A 16,254-nucleotide genomic window follows, 5' to 3' on the forward strand; every position below is an offset into this window, starting at 1 on the left:
GCGTTACGGTGAGACACGAGAGCCTCCCGGTGGATGTGGACCTAGACAACCCACACCCCACCCGGGGGGCTCTCCCTACGTCAACTCCTACCGGCCCGCCACCAACGTCCTGGCCGAATACACCTAGGGCGTGTCTCAAAGTCGGCACGCGTCGCCCTAGGGCAGCTGACTTTGAGACGTGCCCTAGAGGCCCGGCCGCTTCGTCGAGCCGGTCGTCCAGAGTCGGCGCCGGTCGATGGTCATCGCGTGACCCGGAGGGTGCAGCCGCCGTCGACGAGGAGGGTGCTTCCCGTCATGTAGTCCGCCTCCTCCGAGCAGAGAAAAGCCGTCGCACGGGCGACTTGCTCGGCGGTTTGGAGCCGTCCCAGCGGAACGGCCGTCGCGATGCGGGCGGCGTACTGGGGCTCGGTCTCCATTTGGTGACGGGCCATGCCCGCCTGGACGATGCCGGGCGCCAGGGCGTTGACGAGGATGCCGTACGGTGCCAGCTCGGCCGCCATACTGCGGGCGAGCATCTTGATGCCGGCCTTCGTGACGGAGTACGCCGCGATCTCGGGCCAGGGGACATCCTGGACCCAGGAGGAGGTGAAGATGATCCGGCCGGGCCGCCCGCGCTCGACCATCAACCGTGCCGCCGCCTGTCCGGTGTTGAAGGAGCCGGTGAGGTTGGTGTCGAGGTGTCGCCGCCACTGGTCGGCGGTGATCTCCAGGAAGGGTGCGGAGTCGACGATTCCGGCATTGGCGATCACGACGTCGAGCGGGTCGACGGAGCGCAGCGCGGCGGCCACGGCGGCGGCATCCCGTACGTCGGCGCGACGGTAGGCACCGCCGGAGTCGCCCGCTTCCACCATCTCCGCGATGTCGATAAGGGTGACGGCGGCTCCGCGCCCGCTGAGCTCGGCCGCCATGGCGCTGCCGATGTCGCCGAGTCCGCCCGTGATGACGACGCCGAGTCCAGGGGTGATGGTCATGTTCGCCCGTTCACGTGGAGTTCGCCGGTCAGGTGCAGTTCCAGGACGCCGCCGGGCGGTACGGCGAGGGCCTCGCCGGCCACCCGTACGTCGGTGATGCCAGCGGGCAGGTGCAGGCGGGCCGGGCACGGGTCGGCGCCGTGCCAGGTGATGCGCAGGTCGACGTCCGCCTCGCCTGCGGCGACGTCGAGGCTGATCCGGCCGAAGCGCGTCGGGGTGCGCTCCACCGTGATCCGCGAGCCGGGCGACAACCAGTGCGGGGGCGTGCCGGGAAGGAGCTCGAGGGCGTCCCCGCGCTCGAGCACCAGCAGGTGGCGGACGAGCCGGATGAACTCGGCCGCGGCCCAGTTGTGCGGCATGTCGCCGCAGATCTGCATGAGGTCACTGCCGGTGAGGGGCTGCTCTTCACGCCAGACGCGAGTCGGGTGGGCGTGGTTCGCGAAGGCGTACAGGTAGTCGGCGGCCTTGTCCGGGCGGCCCTGGGCGAGCCACGCGTGCGCGGCGAAGGACGCGGCGTAGGTCCAGACGGCGCGGTACGGCAGCCAGCCGGTGGTCGCCGGGATGCCCTGCTCGCCGTCGCGAGCGTCGAACAGGGCGAGGAGGTCGGCGACGATCGGCTCACCCGGCGCGAAGACCTCGCCCGGCCAGATCGCGTGGCAGAACGCCCACGTCGCGGTCTCGGGCTGGATCTGCCGCCAGCGCGGCACCTGATCATCGGGCAGTTCGGGATGGAACTGGTGTGCGCCGCCCGCCGGGGCCATCGGCAGGTAGCGCGTGCCGTCCGGCGCGATCGCGCGCCGCAGGTTCGCCGAGCGTAGGAAGGCGTGCCGCAGGTCTCCGAACGCCGCGTCGAACTCCGCGGCGTCATCGGCGAACCCCAGCAGCCGCGCCGCCCGCACGGCGTACCGCAGGCCGATCAGCGTCCACATCGTCGTGGTGTACTCGGCCCGCCGTCCGCCAAGCCCGCCGTCCGCGAACGCCTCCGGCAGGACACCGTGCAGCGGATGGTCCGCGGGCAGCTCGGCGGCCTGCGCGCGCAGCTCCTGGATGTGCGCGACGGCCGCGCGGATCGACGGCCAGTACCTGCGCAGCGGGCCGAGATCGCCGGACAGCTCGGCCTGCCGGGCCAGCGTGGAGATGGCGATGCCGGTCTCCTTCAGATGCGGCTGGTCCTGCATCCCCACGACGGCGCCGTCGGCCCTCGCCCGCCGCATGAGGATCTCCAGGCCCGCGTCGGCGGTGTCGTCGAGGCCCAGGTAGCGTGCGGCCTCCAGCAGGAAGTGCCCGTCCACGAGCCACAGCCCGCGGTAGATCGTCGGGCCCACGTGCAGGACCGGGAGGCCGTCCTCGATCTCGCGCGCCTGGAGCATGTTGCGCGCGCACGCCGTCAGCATGTCCTGGACGTCCGGATCCGGCACCCGCAGGGCGAGCGGCTGCACGACGAGCTCGTCCCAGTACCCCCGCTCGGCGACGAGCCGCGCCCGCGCCCAGGCCAGATCCACGCCCGCGGGGCTCGCGCCGCCCAGACCGACGACGATCGCGCCGCTCGCGCTCCCGCCGCCCGCGACGATCTCGGGGGTGGTGACCAGGCCGCTCGCCGGCCGGAACCCGGTGGCGTACGTGCCGAGGAGCGGCCGGTCGGCCGAGTGCAGGAACCACGTCCCCGCCGGTTCGCCCGCGACGGCCGGCAGGTCGTCGGTCCAGGCCGCGGTCGGCGCCGGCGGCGCCGTCGGGTACACCGTCCGGTGCGGCGGCGGTCCGGCGGCCGCGAGCGCGGCGTCGCGCTGGTACACGTCGAGACGCAGGCCCGTCAGCGACTCGTCGTCGACCGTGACCGTCCACAGGATGATGTCGCAGCGGCGGCCGTCCTCGTACGACGCGAAGGCGATCATGTCGAGTGTCTGGCCGGGGTACCGCACGCGGGTGTGCACGATCGGCCGCGCGGCGGACTCGGTGCGCTGCTCGACGGCGACCGGGCGGCCGGTCGTCTGCGCGCTCGGCTCGATCACCACGTCGAAGTGCCAGGCGTCGAACGCCACGCCGTGGAAGCCGTACAGCAGCGCGCCGTCCTCGCGCACCAGGGACTTGTGCGGGTCGTCGGGCCGGCAGATCAGCGTCCACCCGCTCGCGGGGGCATGCCGGAAGTCGATCGTGGAGCGTGTGGCGGCGGCAGGGAGGATCATGGACCACCTCGTGTGGACAGGCCGGTCTGACCGATCTGACCAAATATCGCGGGCGTGGTCTCGCCACGTCAAGGAGGTGATCGCGCTACTTCCCGGCGCCGAACCGCTTTCCGACCTCGGCGAGGAGCCGCTCCAGCGGCTGGGGTGAGCCGAGCCCTGGGAACTGGCTGCGGACCACGCTGTCGATACTTCGGTCGTAGTCGGGGCCGTACAGGTCGGCGGCGATCGTCAGGTGCGCGCGCATCGCCTCGGCGGCGCGGTCGCCGTCGCCGGCGCGCAGCGCGTCGACGATTGACCGGTGGTACGGGAGGCCGCGCTCGGCGACGTGCGCGTCGAAGTGGCTGCGCAGCATCAGCTCGAACGTGAAACCGGCGATGGACCCGAACATCGTCTCGATCACCGCGTTGCGGCTCGCCTTCGCGATCAGGCCGTGGAAGGTGATGTCGAGGTGGGCGCGGTCGAGCACGCCGGCCGCGGCCTCGCACTCGACCGCGCAGCGCTCGATCGCGTCCACGTCGCCGGGCGTGGCACGCTCGGCGGCGAGCCGGGCGGCGTAGGTCTCCAGCATCAGGCGGGCGTCCATGATGTCGTGCGCGGTGACGGCGCCGCGCCGGTACAGCGACTCCATCGAGCGGGCGCCGTCGACGGTGCTCGGCTGCCGGACGAACGTGCCGCGCGCCGGGACGATCTCCACGAGCCCGCGCTCCTGGAGACCGCGCAGCACCTCGCGCACGGTGGGGCGGCTCAGCCCGAACGTCTGGGCGAGCTCGCGCTCGGGCGGCAGGCCCGCGCCGGCCGCCAGGCGGCCGGACGTGATCTCGTCCACGAGGTGGGTGGTCAGCTCGTCCTTGCTGGGCGGTGCCATCGATCTCCTTTTTGGTCTGACCTGTCTGGCCAGGATAGTTTGTAAGTAATTACTTGCGCCATGCTGATCTCCGGGGGCGCAGCTGTCCAGTATCAGATGCTCCATGCGGCTCGTCGCTTTCTTCGCGCTGATGTACTACGCCGCACTGCGTCCTTAGGAGGCGATGAACCTACGCAGGGAAGACGTGACCCTGCCGGCTCTTGTGTTCAACGAAGAGACACAGGAAGTGGAAGAGCCCGCCGAAACATGTGGCGAAATCAGCCTTCGGGCGGCCCGGCCGTACACCGGCAGCGCATGGATCGACGACGGCGCGGCGCGCAAGGTGGGTGCGCTCAAGCACAGAGCAGACGTTGAGGGCCGCACGGCACCGTACGGGCCCGCCCTGACCCGGATTCTCCGGGTGCACCCTCGCCGAGTTCGGCGATGGTCCAGACGGATCTGCGCCCTGCGTGCGTCTCATTGCCGGTCGCTGTGCCGGGCTCCGTCCACCATCGCCAGAGCCTAAGGGTCAAACGTTTCGGCCGTGGCACGGCGGGCGAACTCGGTGATGAGCTCGCGCACGACTGGACGGCGCCGAACCTTCTGCGGGGCGACTTCGTCGGCCTCGCAGAGCGCGGCAACCGCTCCGCCACACAGATGATCTTGATGAGATCAGTCGGCGATGCTCTTGGACGGAACGGGCATGTCTCCCACCAGGTCGTACCCCATGCGTGTGGCCTGCGCCATCTGATGCTCCTCGTCAATGCCGCCGGACCTAAGCCGGGATACCAGTGCGGAAGCCTCTTGACGGGCAGCCGTCCCGGGGCCGACCCTATCGCCAACACGCAGAATGCAATATATTGCAGTGGTGAGGGTTCATGAACGCCGCGCATACCTGCCCACCAGCGCAGACACCACACCGGACCGGCCTTCAGGGTTCCTATGGCGTTGTCTCCGGATGCCGATCGGAGTCCAATCGATCGAAGCTTTCGGGCTCAGCCGGTCGACGACCTCGTTCGTCGTCCTGCAACACCGACGGCTCCGTTCTCTACCAGGCGGCTGCGCGGGTCTTCCTCGTCAGCGCCAACGGTGCGGACACTTCCCTGCTGCACATGGTCGGCGTGCTGTTGCTCCTCTCCCAAGCATGGCCAGCGTCGCCTGCTCCCTCATCGTCGACACGGCCCGCACCGGCGTGAGCCAAACGCGGCACTTGCGAGACATCCACACTCTGGCCGCGCATCAGGCCAGGGCCCTGCGGAAGGAAGCCGCACCGTGAACACCCGTACCCCTGCCCCGGAGATCATCGGCATTCTGGGAGGCATGGGGCCGGCGGCCACCGCCGACTTCTTCGCGAAGCTCGTCTCGACAACGCCCGGCTCCAGCGATCAGGAACATCTCCGAACGGTCATCTGGTCCGACCCCACGATCCCCGACCGAACCGAGGCCCTGCTGGGCGGCGGCCCCGACCCCACCCCCTGGCTTCTCGATGGCAGCCGCATCCTGCGCGAGGCCGGTGCCACCGTCATCGCCATCCCGTGCAACACCGCGCACGCTTTCGTCCCGCGCATCGTGGACCACGTCGGCCTGCCCATCGTCCACATGATCGGCGAAGTCGCCCGGCACCTCACCACGCTGAGCCCTCGCGTTCACACCGCCGGGCTGCTCGCCACAAGCGGCACCGTCCGCGCCGGCCTGTACCAGGAGTGGCTGGACGGCTTCGGGATCCGCCTCGTCCTGCCCGATGCCGTCAGCCAGGACCGCGAGGTCATGACCGCCATCCGCGCGGTCAAAGCAGGCACCCGCGACGACATGACGACCGCGCTCCTGGCCCGCGCCGCACAGCGCCTGACCGAACGAGGCGCGCAGGCGGTCATCGCAGGCTGCACCGAAATCCCCCTCGGTCTCCCCGCCGACGCCGTGGACGTCCCGCTTATCGACCCAGCTCTCGTCCTGGCCCAAGCCCTGGTCCGCCGTGCCATGAGCGAGGACACAGCCAGATAGGGCGCCGATGTACTGTACGCAATATGTCGCTGGACACCCCTGTCTCTCGCCGCCTCCTCAGTGACGAGGTCTTCGACCGCCTGCGCGATTCCATCGTGCGCGGCGAACTCGTTCCCGGCGAGAAGGTCAAGGACGGTGAGCTCGCCGAGCGCCTAGGCCTCAGCCGTACCCCGGTGCGGGAGGCGCTCGCCCGGCTCGCCGACATCGGCCTGGTTGAAGCCAAGCCCGGCGTCTACACCCGCATCACCACCCTCAACCGCCGCGACGTCGAAAAGACCCTTGCCGTCCTGCGCTCCCTCGACCAGCTCGCCGTCGAGACAGCCGTTCCGGACATGACCGAGCAGGACCTGATGCGCATGCGCGAGGCCAACCGCGATTTCGAACGGGCCGTCGCCGCCAACGACATCACTGCCGCACTCGCCGCCGACGATCGCTTCCACGCCGTGCCCATCACGGTCGCGGACAACCCCGTGCTCGGCCGGATCATCGAGCAGCTCCACCCGCAGATCCACCGCATCCTCTACCGCAAGTTCTCCACTCTGCTCGGCGGTCGCAACACGATCGAGCACCACGACCAGCTCATCGACGTCTGCGCCGGTGGCGACGCCCGCGCCGCCGGTGAACTCTCCGGACAGCACTGGTCCGAGCTGGGCGGGCACATCAACGAGCTCTTTGACACCAACCAGTTCGCTGAGGCAGTGACCGGTTAGAACACCAGTCCCCGTCGGAGATCGGGGCGGCGATCGGCCAGGGATGGGGGATCCCAGCCGAGGTCGGGATCTGTCGGCACCGGGCGTACGTGACGCGGGCGCAACGACAGCTTTACTGGACTACCTGGAGGCACCCATGGTCTTCAGCGATCTTGTCCAGGATGGCGAGTGTCGTTACTCATCGAAGTTGCAGTCACTCGCGCTTGTTGTCATGAATGTGACTTGCATTGCTCGATGCAAGTCACAGATGATGATCGCCGCGATCGTGGCCATGACAGCCAGGCTCTAACGCCCTGTCCCGCTCATCGGCACGGTGATCCCCGCTGATCGGCGGTGCGGTCCCGGGCATCCGCCGCCCGGTCCCGTGCGTCGGCATCGTCCTCACGCTCGGTCAGCTTCAGCTCCGACTCGCGGACCAGGCGCACGCGCTCCACGAGGACGCGGTCCCGCGGACGGTGCTGTCGCTCGTCCTGGTCGGCCACCGTTCCTCGTGTCGGTGTCGGTGTCTGCGTCCACTCTGCCCCAGGTGCGCACGGCGCCGCCTACCGTACGGCCCGATCACACCGTCCGCTGCGTCGAGACGACGCCGCCCACGCATCCCCGGCTGCCTTTCCTGAGCGGGAAACAGGTCCCGGCGCCGCCGCCGGCTGAGGTCGCGGGACGCCCGGGCGGCTTGACAGCCGCGGCGACCCAAGGTTACGTGGTTAGGTACATGTGTAGCTAACCAGTTGGGCGGCTAAGCCAACGATGGACGACGACCGACCGATCTTCCTTCAGATCGCCGAGCTGATCGAGAACTCGATCATCGACGGGTCGCTGGTGGAGGAGGCCCAGGTCCCGTCCACCAACGAGCTTGCCGCCTTTCACCGGATCAACCCGGCCACCGCGGCCAAGGGCGTCAACCAGCTCGTGTCGGAGGGAACGCTCTACAAGCGACGCGGCATCGGCATGTTCGTCGCCGGTGGCGCCCGGGCCAGGCTGCGCGAGCGGCGACGGGAACGGTTCACCGAACAGTACGTGGAACCCCTGCTCGCCGAGGCGCGCAAGCTCGGCATCGGCCACGAGGAGCTGATGAAGATGATCGATTCATTCGGTGCGGTTGTCGGGAGGGACCTGGGATGACGGAGGTGGTAACCGCACACGGGGTGACCAAGCGCTTTGGTGACGTCACGGCGCTCGACGACGTGAGCTTCGCGCTGGCCGAGCACACGATCTACGGCCTGCTAGGGCGCAACGGGGCGGGCAAGACCACCCTGATGCAGATCCTCACCGGGCAGGCGTTCGCGTCGTCGGGGAACGTGTCGGTCTTCGACGCGCCACCGGTGGAGAACCCGGCCGTCCTGTCGAAGGTCTGTTTCGTCCGGGAGAGCCAGCGCTACCCCCACGTCTACACCGTGCGCCACGTCTTTCACACCGCACGCCGGCTGTTTGCGAACTGGGACGACACGTTCGCGCACGGCCTCGCCGCGGACTTCCAGCTACCGGCCGGGCGGCTGGTCCGCAGGCTCTCGCGGGGCATGCTGTCGGCCCTCGGCGTGACCGTCGGGCTGGCCGCGCGGGCGCCCCTGACGTTCTTCGACGAGCCGTACCTCGGGCTCGACCCGGCCGCCCGGCAGCTTTTCTACGACCGCCTGCTCGCCGACTACGCCGGGCATCCCCGCACCGTGGTGCTGTCCACCCACCTTATCGACGAGGTGAGCGATCTGATCGAGCGGGTGCTGCTCATCGACCGTGGCCGGCTGCTGCTCGATGAGGACGCCGACGACCTGCGCGGGCGGGCGGTGGCGGCCACCGGTCGGGCGGAGGCCGTGGACGGGTTCGCCGCCGGACGCACCGAGTTGCACCGCGAGCGGTTGAGCGGCCTGGTCCGGTCGACCATCCTCGGTGGGCTCGGACCGCACGCGAAGGCGCTCGCGCAGGCGCTGAACGTCGAGCTGGAGCCGCTGTCGTTGCAGCAACTCGTGGTCCGCCTGACCGTACCGCCGACGACAACGGCGCCGGCGGACCGGGAGGCCGCCCGATGAACCGCATCCGTCAGGTGGCCCGTCTCCAGATGCCGGCCTGGCCGCAGATCCTGGGCTGGACGTGGGGCATGACGGCCGTCGTGTTCGGCATCAACCTGTTGACCTTCATGGCGAACTACGACCCGGGCGACGGCGTGAGGAACACCGGCGGTCTGGTCAGCCTGTGCGGCGTCGCGATCGGGATGGCCACCGTCTCGGTCAACCAGATCTTCCCGTACGCGCTGGGCATGAGCGTGACCCGCCGGGAGTTCTACCTGGCCTGGTCGCTGCTCGCGGTCGTCCAGTCGGTGGTCTACGCGCTGGTGCTCTGCCTGCTGCGCGCCGTGGAACAGGCCACCGGCTACTGGGGGATGGGGATGCGCTTCTTCGGCCTGCCGTTCATGGATGACGCCAACCCGGTGCTGCTCCTGCTCGGGTACGCGGTACCCATGCTGGTCGTGACCCACCTCGGGATCCTGCTCGGCACGTTGTACCTGCGCTGGGGCACCACCGGCGTCCTCGCCAGCCTCACCCTGACGTTCACAGCGCTCGGGCTGGCCGCCGCGCTGATCACGTGGACCCGGCAATGGCACGCGATCGGCCGCTGGTTGCTCGACCAGTCCCCCACGGCGCTGCTCGCCGGCTGGCCGGTCCTGGTGGCCGCCGCGTTCGCGGTCTGCGGGTACAGACTCATCCGCCGTGCCACGGCGTAGGCGCGGCGGGCACTCGGCCGCTCCGGACACCGGACAACGCGAACGCCAACATCCGCCGTGATGGGCCGCCAGATTGTCAGCCCTGTCCGCCCGCGTCCTTGGGAGAGATGCAATGACGAGCAACAACACGCCCCCGCCCGCCGCAGGTCTCGGGATCTGAATATGACAAGTTGATTGAGCGAGAACGCGCTCGGCGCACTTAACCGACCAGCTCAAACACTGCGTGTGACGCTTGTTGGACGAGCAGGTACTGTTGCTTCGCGCGTGCCGACTCAGCGGGCGTCGACGAGTTCACCCAGGCGGGGCAGCCGGTCCCGGAACCTTTTCCGAACTACGGAGATCAACTCGCGGGCTGCGCTGCTTTCGCAGGTCATCGGCGTCCTCCGGGAATGATCGGCATACCTAGAGACACAGGCGCGGACGGCTGCTTGCGGGCTAGCCGGTCGAGGGCGGCGAGCTTGCGGCCAGCGGCGTCGAGACTGATTTGTAGTCCTTGGACTTCGCCGAGCCAGCCGTTGATGCGGGCTTCCTCGATGCGGTCGCGCAGGTTCCGGGTGATCTGTTCGACGCGACGAGCGCCCGGTCCCGATCCGAGCCCAACGCCTCGAAGAAGTTCTTCAACGCTGGTCGGACATTGCTCGCGGCCGGCGTTTGGGCACGGGCGGGTTGTAGCGCAGCCGCCCTTCGGGCCGGAACGGCTGCAGCGGATGGTGGTGCGCGTTCGGCCGTTGCCCGCGGCGGCGTTGCAAAGGCACCGGGTTAACCAGCGGCCCAGCGCCGCGCTCGATCCAGAACTCGTAGAAGGCGCGCAGGACGGCGTTGCTATGCCGGATCGTCCGCGGCTGATACCGGTCGCCCGGATGCAGTTTGCGCGTGATCGGGTTGATCGTCCCCGCTGTGGCGGCCGACGTCGTCCGCGCTGTCCGACGTCGCTTGGTCGCCCGCTGCAGCCAGAGCACCAGGTCGCAAACTTCGACCGAGGTCGCTCGGTCCCACTCGACGCCGACGGCACGCAGCCAGCGCCACCAGCGGAGCAAGTCGTAGGCGTAGCTGCGTACGCTGCCGGGCCGACGTCCCTGGGCGACGAAATCCCGCAGGTAGCGCCGAATCGGCTCGATCGGCTGGCCGTCGTCGTCGAGGACTTCGTACGGCACGACACCGCCGGTCGCCACAACGCGACCCCAGCTCGGGAACTCGATGATGCCGACGTCTCGGTCCGGCTCGTCCGGTATCGCCACGCGAATCCCTCCTCTTGGGTCGCGTGACTTCCTATCGGTGCCTCCCAAATGGCTGTCCACGACACGCGGAGGGCCGGCTCCGTAGTCCGGTCAACATGTCAACGCGGCCCGAGGAAGTTCGCCTCAGCAATGCGGGCCCAAGGAAGCTCGCCTCGGTGACTGCTGTGCCCGGCTCGTCAGGCGAAATCGGCTGCCGTCATGCCGGCCGGATGGCCCAGTGGCCACTGCACTAGCTCGATCCTGTAGCCGTCGGGGTCGGTGAGCCATGACGTCCGGATTCCTGGCCCCGGCTCGGTCGGCGGCTCGGCCGTGATGCCCTTGGCAGCGAGGTCGGCGATCGTGGCGTCGAGATCGTCGGTCTGGACGACTAGGTGGTTGACGGCGCTGACGTCCTTGACCGGTCTTGCGGGGTCGTGCACGAGTTCGAGGCTGACGAACGGATCGTCGGGCAGCTGGAGCATGGTCAGGCTGCCGAAGTCCGTTTCGGGGACACGGCCGAGCTCGGCGTATCCGAGTGCGGTGTAGAAGGCCAGCGAACGTTCCAGGTCTGTGACCCGCAGCCCCAGATGCAGCATGCGCATGCTCGGCAGACTAGTGCCACGCGGACGAGGGGCACCACTCCTCACCGGCGGACCCTGACGGCCGGACGCAGTAGCTGGAATTCTGTGCCGTACGGACGGCGAACGAGGCTCCTTAAAGTCACGACCTCTTCGTGCGAACTTATGGCGACCCTTGATCGTTATATGGTTATCCTGGTTATCGGGCTGTGGAGCCGGGCGCTGTGAATATGAGCGGCCTGGTCGTCTACCGAGGCTTCCACGTCGGTCGTCTTGCGGCGCGCCTTATTCCGCTTCGTTTCAGTCTCTCGAGGCGCCGCTCCAGATACCGACCTGACTTGGCCGGGCATCCCGCTGTGTCTGCGCGGTGCGAGCCCTGCCGAATCGGTCAGCGCGCTGACCAGGCACGTCGGAGGAATCCTGGGAGGGCTCCCACCCGGACCCCGCGACCAGACGGGTGCTGATCCCGGCCAAGCGGCCCCTCCTCTAGGACGTCCACCCATAAGCTTCTGACCTGCTCATTCTTTTGTCCAGCGAGATCTGTACACGTCCTGGACGAAGTTTTCTTGGCAGGGCATGGCGCCCGGTGCCAACGTTGCCGTGCAGCAACCGGCCGGTCGCTCTCTGCCGCTCAGGGCCCCCTTCGCTTCCGCTTGGGCCCTGTGCGTTCACCCCGCACAGTGTTCACCCAAGCAATGGAAGGAATGGCGGTGCGAATGTGCCTGGCCCACACCTTCCTCCTGCGTCTTTCAGCACTGGCCGAAAGACGCATCCAAGCGCAGTCACAGCAGCTCACCAGGAGCGGCACGGGGGACAGGAAGGTGTCTGTCATGAAGGACGGATAGGAGATAGGGACGCTCTTGGCCGTGGTGAGCGTCGCAACAATCGCGGGACGGCATCTCTTTCACGATCAACTGATTGACACGCTTTCGCCTGGCCGGGGTGGGACCCGGCCGGGTGGTGACCATCGAAACGTGAGCTCCCAAGGGGAAGGGGCACTTCGTGATAAGGCTCAACCGGATCTTCACCGCGACGACAGCCGTGGTGGCACTCGGCGGGGCGGTGCTCATCACCGCAATGCCCGCCTCGGCGGCAAGCCGCAATGGCAAGTGTGAGAGCGGCGAGTTCTGCTACTACTTCAACAGCGGCACCAAGGGATCGCTGTCGGACTTCACCGGCTCAGTCGCCGACTACGGCGCCAAGCAGCCCAAGTGCTTCGACTTCAAGAGCGCGGGCACCGGCAAGGGCAAGTGCGTGAAGAACAACGCCGCCTCGGTCTGGAACCGCAGCAAGAAGACCATCCGGGTCTACTTCAACAGCAACTACGGCGGCAGGTACCAGGACTTCAAGGCGGGCGCCAAGGGCAACCTGAACTCCGGCCTGAAGAACCAGAACGCCTCCCACCAGTTCTCGCCGTCATCGCGCACGAACATGACGCGCGGGCTGTACAGGCCCCAGACCGGCCGGATCACCGCCGGCTTCGACGGCTACCGGAACACCCCCGGCCGGCACGAAGGCATCGACTTCGCCCGCGGCGTCGGCGCGGATGTCCGCTCCCTGACATCCGGCAAGATCATCTACCTCGCGCGCGGGGCCACCGGCAGTAGTGGACTCTCCACGATCTCCATCTACAACGCCTCGTTGAAGAGGACGGTGATCTACCTGCACTCCGCGCCCCGCGCCTCCCTGCGCGTCGGCCAGACGATCAGCAAGGGCCAGATCATCGCCGACGAGTCGTGGCGCGGCGTGTCGTCCAAGGCAGGCGCGCACACCCACGTCGAGATGCGCCGCGGACGCCAGTTGCGTGCGGCCAAGAGCGTCAACGACTGGAAGCTCGAGAACCCGAACCCCACCCCGTTCTGGAACTCCCAGGGCTACAACGTCCGATAGAGCACCGGGCCTCTAACGGAAGAAAAGGACGACTGTGTCAACACGACTGATCTCGCGGTTCGCTGCGGCGACCACCGCGATGGCGCTCGGCGGGGCGTTCCTCGTCAGCGCATCGGCGCCCGCCTCGGCGGCGGCCCGCAACGGCAAGTGCGAGGTAGGCGAGTTCTGCCTCTACTACAACAGCGGTAACAAGGGCTCGGTCTCGGACTTCACCGGCTCGATCGCTGACTACAAGGCCAGGCAGCCCTCGTGCTATGAGTTCAAGGGCGCGGGCGCCGGCAAGGGCAAGTGCGTCAAGAACCACGCCGCCTCGGTCTGGAACCGCACCAAGAAGACCGTCCGGGTCTACTACAACAGCAATTACGGCGGCAGGTCCCAGGCCTTCAGGGCAGGCGCCAGGGGCAACCTGAACGCCGGCCTGAAGAACCAGAACGCCTCGCACAGGATCGGTTCCCCGCCGCCGAACAAGTGCAAGACCGATGGCACGAACACCAAGCTGCCCAGCTCGATCCTCGTGTACCGGGTGGGCCTCAAGCGCGTGGACCGGGTGCCGTTCAAGACCTACGTCAAGAACGTCCTGCCCAACGAGTGGATCACGAGCTGGCCGAGGGAGTCCCTGCGTGCCGGGGCGATGGCCGTCAAGAGCTACGCCTGGTGGTGGGCGCTCCACTCGACGCGCAAGACGTCCGCGGGCCAGTGCTTCGACGTCTACGACAACACGAACAGCCAGGTCTACAGGCCCGGCTCCGCGAAGGCCGTGACCAACGCCGCGGTGGACGCGACGTGGGGCAAGCGGATCAACCGCAACGGGAAGATCTTCATGGCCCAGTACTGCGCGACGAATACCGCGTGCGGCGCGTGGCGCACCGGGGACTGGATGTCGCAGTACGGCTCTCGCGACAAGGCGAGGGCGGGCTGGGGCTACGCCAGGATCCTCAGGGCCTACTACAGGAACATCACCATCAGGCCCTGACCCTCGGAGACCGATCAGGCCCTGACCCACGGGGACCCCAGGGGATCATCAGGCCCTGACCATCGGAGATAGTCCGACCCTAGTTCCCCGCCGTGCGACCCACGGCGGGGAACTAGTGCGTTCTGCTGGCGCGCACTCGCCGAGGCGATTCCGAACGTCGTGCTGAAGCCCATCGTCTGCGACCATTTCGCCGCCGATCAGCCTCGGACACTGCAGGACGTGCTCTTCGCGTACCTGGCCGCTGCACATGTGGAAGACGGACATGGGTTCCCCAGCCCGACGGATGCCCGTACTCTGCGTTTATCAGCGCCAAGTCGCGAAAACGCGGCATGTAGTTCGCCGGAGGTCGCTGTGCAGCCCAGTGACACGCTCCGTCCAGAGATCGCCCGCTCCTGGTGGCGCTCCGAGATGAGCGGGCTCAGCCCCGGGGCTCCGAACCTGCGCGTCGAGCCGGACGCGGTGGACCGGCGCAGCCGCCTGGCGGCGGCTGCCGAGCCGGTGCTCGCCGAACTCGCCGAGCAGCTCGGCGACGGGGGCTTCTGCGTACTGTTCACCGACCGCGAGTCGCGGATCGTGGACATGCCCATCGGTGCCGGGCGGTTGCGCGACCAGCTGGAAGGGCTCGGAGTGGTGGCGGGCGGGGTCTTCCTGGAGGAGACCACAGGGACGAACTCGATCGCCACGGCACACGAACTGCGCCGTGGTGTCGCGGTACACGGCGAGGAGCACTACCTGGAGCCGTTCAAACGGTTCAGCTGCTACGGGCATCCGATCACCCACCCGGTGACCCGCCGTCTGGTGGGAGTTCTCGATATCACCTGTGACACCGGGAACGACTCTCCCCTGCTCGCCCCGCTCATCGCACGCGCGGCCCGCGATATCGAGGAACGGCTGTTGCAGTCCACGCGTCGCGCCGAACAGCGGATGCTGGCGGCCTTCCAGACGGCGGCGGCAGGCCGCAACCGGCCGGTGCTCGTGCTCGGCGAGGGCGTGGTGCTGGCGAATACCTCCGCCGTGGAGCTCCTTGACCCCGTGGACCACATCCGGCTGCGTGAACTCGCGGTCGGCATTGTCCGTCGGGGCGTCGGCGAGAGTCCGCAGCCGCATACGGTCCGTTCGGTCGAGCTTGCCTCCGGTCGAGAAGTCTCCGTCCGCTTCCAGGCGGTCGCGCCCGGGGCGGAGGGCGTGCTGTTCGAGTTCGACAAGCCGGTTGGGCCGAGCGCGACGGCCCGGATCGCCGGCTCGGCCCGGATCGCTGGTTCGGCCCGGATCGCTGGCTTCGCCAGGCGTCCCGCCGTACGGACCACGGACCTCGTGCCGGGCACGCCGGTGTACGTCGGCGGGGAACCCGGAACAGGACGCACCAGGACGGCACGGTCACTGGTGGATGTGGACCGTACACGTATCGTCATCTTGGAAGCGTCAGAAGCCGTCGTACGTGGCGAGGCTGCCTGGCCCGCCGACCTGGAGAGGGCGACGGACGCCGACCTGGAGAGGACAGCGGACGACCGAGAAAAGACGACGGCCGACCGGGAAAGGACGGCGGACGACCGCCCGATCTTGCTGATCGTCGAGGACGTACAGCTGCTGCCTGACGCCTGGGCCGTCCGCCTGCGCCGGCTCATGGAACGACCTGGCCCGTGGATCGCCCTGACCGGTGCTCCCCTCGCCGAACTCACCGGTCAGAGGGCCGCACTGGCCGCCGCCTGCCCGGCGCACATCGATCTGCCGACGCTGCGGGAGCGTACGGAGGAGCTGCCGGAACTCGTCCGGGCGATGCTCGACGGTCTGGGAATCGGCGACCGGCTGCGTTTCACTCCAGCCGCGCTGGCGGCCCTCGCAGGCCACCCGTGGCCCGGCAACCTGAGCGAACTGCACGCGGTCGTCCGGACGGTCGCCGAACACCGCGCGGTGGGCGACATCACCCCTTGGGACCTGCCGGAGGGGTACCGGGTCAGCCCGCGTCGGCGCAGCATGACGCCACTGGAGCGCGCCGAACACGACGCGATCGCCGCCGCGCTGCGCGAGTGCGGCGGCAACAAGCTGCATGCCGCGAAGCGGCTGGGGATCAGCCGCACCACCCTCTACAACCGCATGCGCACCCTGCAGATCACTACCTGAGCCGCCCCAGCGGCAGCTGCCTGAGCCGACGCAGAGGCGGCAGGCTGGGC

General features: G+C 68.6%; 13 protein-coding genes. 8 read left to right on the forward strand and 5 right to left on the reverse strand.

Features of this window, described 5'->3' with window-relative positions; all coding sequences use genetic code 11:
* Positions 1-239: 239 nt before the first annotated feature.
* The 3 genes from ACH34W_RS53460 to ACH34W_RS53470 form a co-directional block, all read right to left on the reverse strand.
* Positions 240-971, reverse strand: coding sequence for an SDR family NAD(P)-dependent oxidoreductase (locus ACH34W_RS53460; protein WP_395968995.1), 732 nt, complete (start codon positions 969-971; stop codon positions 240-242).
* Positions 968-3,154, reverse strand: a complete 2,187-nt coding sequence (locus ACH34W_RS53465; RefSeq protein WP_395968996.1) for a hypothetical protein — start codon at positions 3,152-3,154, stop codon at positions 968-970. Before ACH34W_RS53465 ends, ACH34W_RS53460 begins: the two co-directional genes overlap by 4 nt.
* Positions 3,155-3,239: 85 nt before the next feature.
* Positions 3,240-4,019, reverse strand: coding sequence for a FadR/GntR family transcriptional regulator (locus ACH34W_RS53470; RefSeq protein ID WP_395968997.1), 780 nt, complete (start codon positions 4,017-4,019; stop codon positions 3,240-3,242).
* A 1,251-nt stretch (positions 4,020-5,270) separates the two neighbouring features.
* Between ACH34W_RS53470 and ACH34W_RS53475 the strand changes: the two genes are divergently transcribed.
* The 5 genes from ACH34W_RS53475 (at position 5,271) to ACH34W_RS53495 (ending at position 9,425) form a co-directional block, all read left to right on the forward strand.
* Positions 5,271-5,999, forward strand: coding sequence for an aspartate/glutamate racemase family protein (locus ACH34W_RS53475; protein ID WP_395968998.1), 729 nt, complete (start codon positions 5,271-5,273; stop codon positions 5,997-5,999).
* Positions 6,000-6,022: 23 nt separating this feature from the next.
* The gene (locus ACH34W_RS53480; protein ID WP_395968999.1) at positions 6,023-6,709 is read left to right on the forward strand and encodes a GntR family transcriptional regulator; all 687 of its coding nucleotides are present in this window, start codon (positions 6,023-6,025) and stop codon (positions 6,707-6,709) included.
* Positions 6,710-7,456: 747 nt separating this feature from the next.
* A complete protein-coding gene (locus tag ACH34W_RS53485; RefSeq protein ID WP_395969000.1) occupies positions 7,457-7,831 on the forward strand; it encodes a GntR family transcriptional regulator in 375 nt (124 codons plus the stop codon).
* A complete protein-coding gene (locus ACH34W_RS53490; RefSeq protein ID WP_395969001.1) occupies positions 7,828-8,733 on the forward strand; it encodes an ABC transporter ATP-binding protein in 906 nt (301 codons plus the stop codon). The genes ACH34W_RS53485 and ACH34W_RS53490 overlap by 4 nt, the downstream gene beginning before the upstream one ends.
* Positions 8,730-9,425, forward strand: coding sequence for a hypothetical protein (locus ACH34W_RS53495; RefSeq protein ID WP_395969002.1), 696 nt, complete (start codon positions 8,730-8,732; stop codon positions 9,423-9,425). Before ACH34W_RS53490 ends, ACH34W_RS53495 begins: the two co-directional genes overlap by 4 nt.
* A gap of 617 nt (positions 9,426-10,042) precedes the next feature.
* Here ACH34W_RS53495 and ACH34W_RS53500 read toward each other — a convergent pair.
* Both ACH34W_RS53500 and ACH34W_RS53505 read right to left on the reverse strand, forming a co-directional pair.
* Positions 10,043-10,663 (reverse strand): site-specific integrase, encoded by a 621-nt coding sequence (locus tag ACH34W_RS53500; RefSeq protein ID WP_395969003.1) that lies wholly within the window; start codon positions 10,661-10,663, stop codon positions 10,043-10,045.
* Between the two features lie 176 nt (positions 10,664-10,839).
* Entirely contained in the window at positions 10,840-11,244 is a 405-nt protein-coding gene (locus ACH34W_RS53505) for a VOC family protein (RefSeq protein ID WP_395969004.1), read from the reverse strand.
* A 978-nt stretch (positions 11,245-12,222) separates the two neighbouring features.
* On the opposite strand from ACH34W_RS53505, the gene ACH34W_RS53510 reads away from it, so the two are divergent.
* From ACH34W_RS53510 to ACH34W_RS53520, 3 genes are all read left to right on the forward strand, one after another.
* Positions 12,223-13,110 carry a peptidase inhibitor family I36 protein gene (locus tag ACH34W_RS53510; RefSeq protein WP_395969005.1) on the forward strand — a complete coding sequence of 296 codons (888 nt, stop codon included), beginning with the start codon at positions 12,223-12,225 and terminating at the stop codon, positions 13,108-13,110.
* 34 nt (positions 13,111-13,144) lie between these two features.
* Positions 13,145-14,083: a peptidase inhibitor family I36 protein gene (locus ACH34W_RS53515; protein ID WP_395969006.1), complete on the forward strand. Its 939-nt coding sequence runs from the start codon at positions 13,145-13,147 to the stop codon at positions 14,081-14,083.
* A gap of 351 nt (positions 14,084-14,434) precedes the next feature.
* Positions 14,435-16,204, forward strand: coding sequence for a sigma-54-dependent Fis family transcriptional regulator (locus ACH34W_RS53520; RefSeq protein ID WP_395969007.1), 1,770 nt, complete (start codon positions 14,435-14,437; stop codon positions 16,202-16,204).
* The last annotated feature ends 50 nt before the right edge of the window (positions 16,205-16,254 follow it).

The organism is Actinomadura sp. 6N118 (assembly GCF_044326415.1).
GTDB lineage: Bacteria > Actinomycetota > Actinomycetes > Streptosporangiales > Streptosporangiaceae > Spirillospora.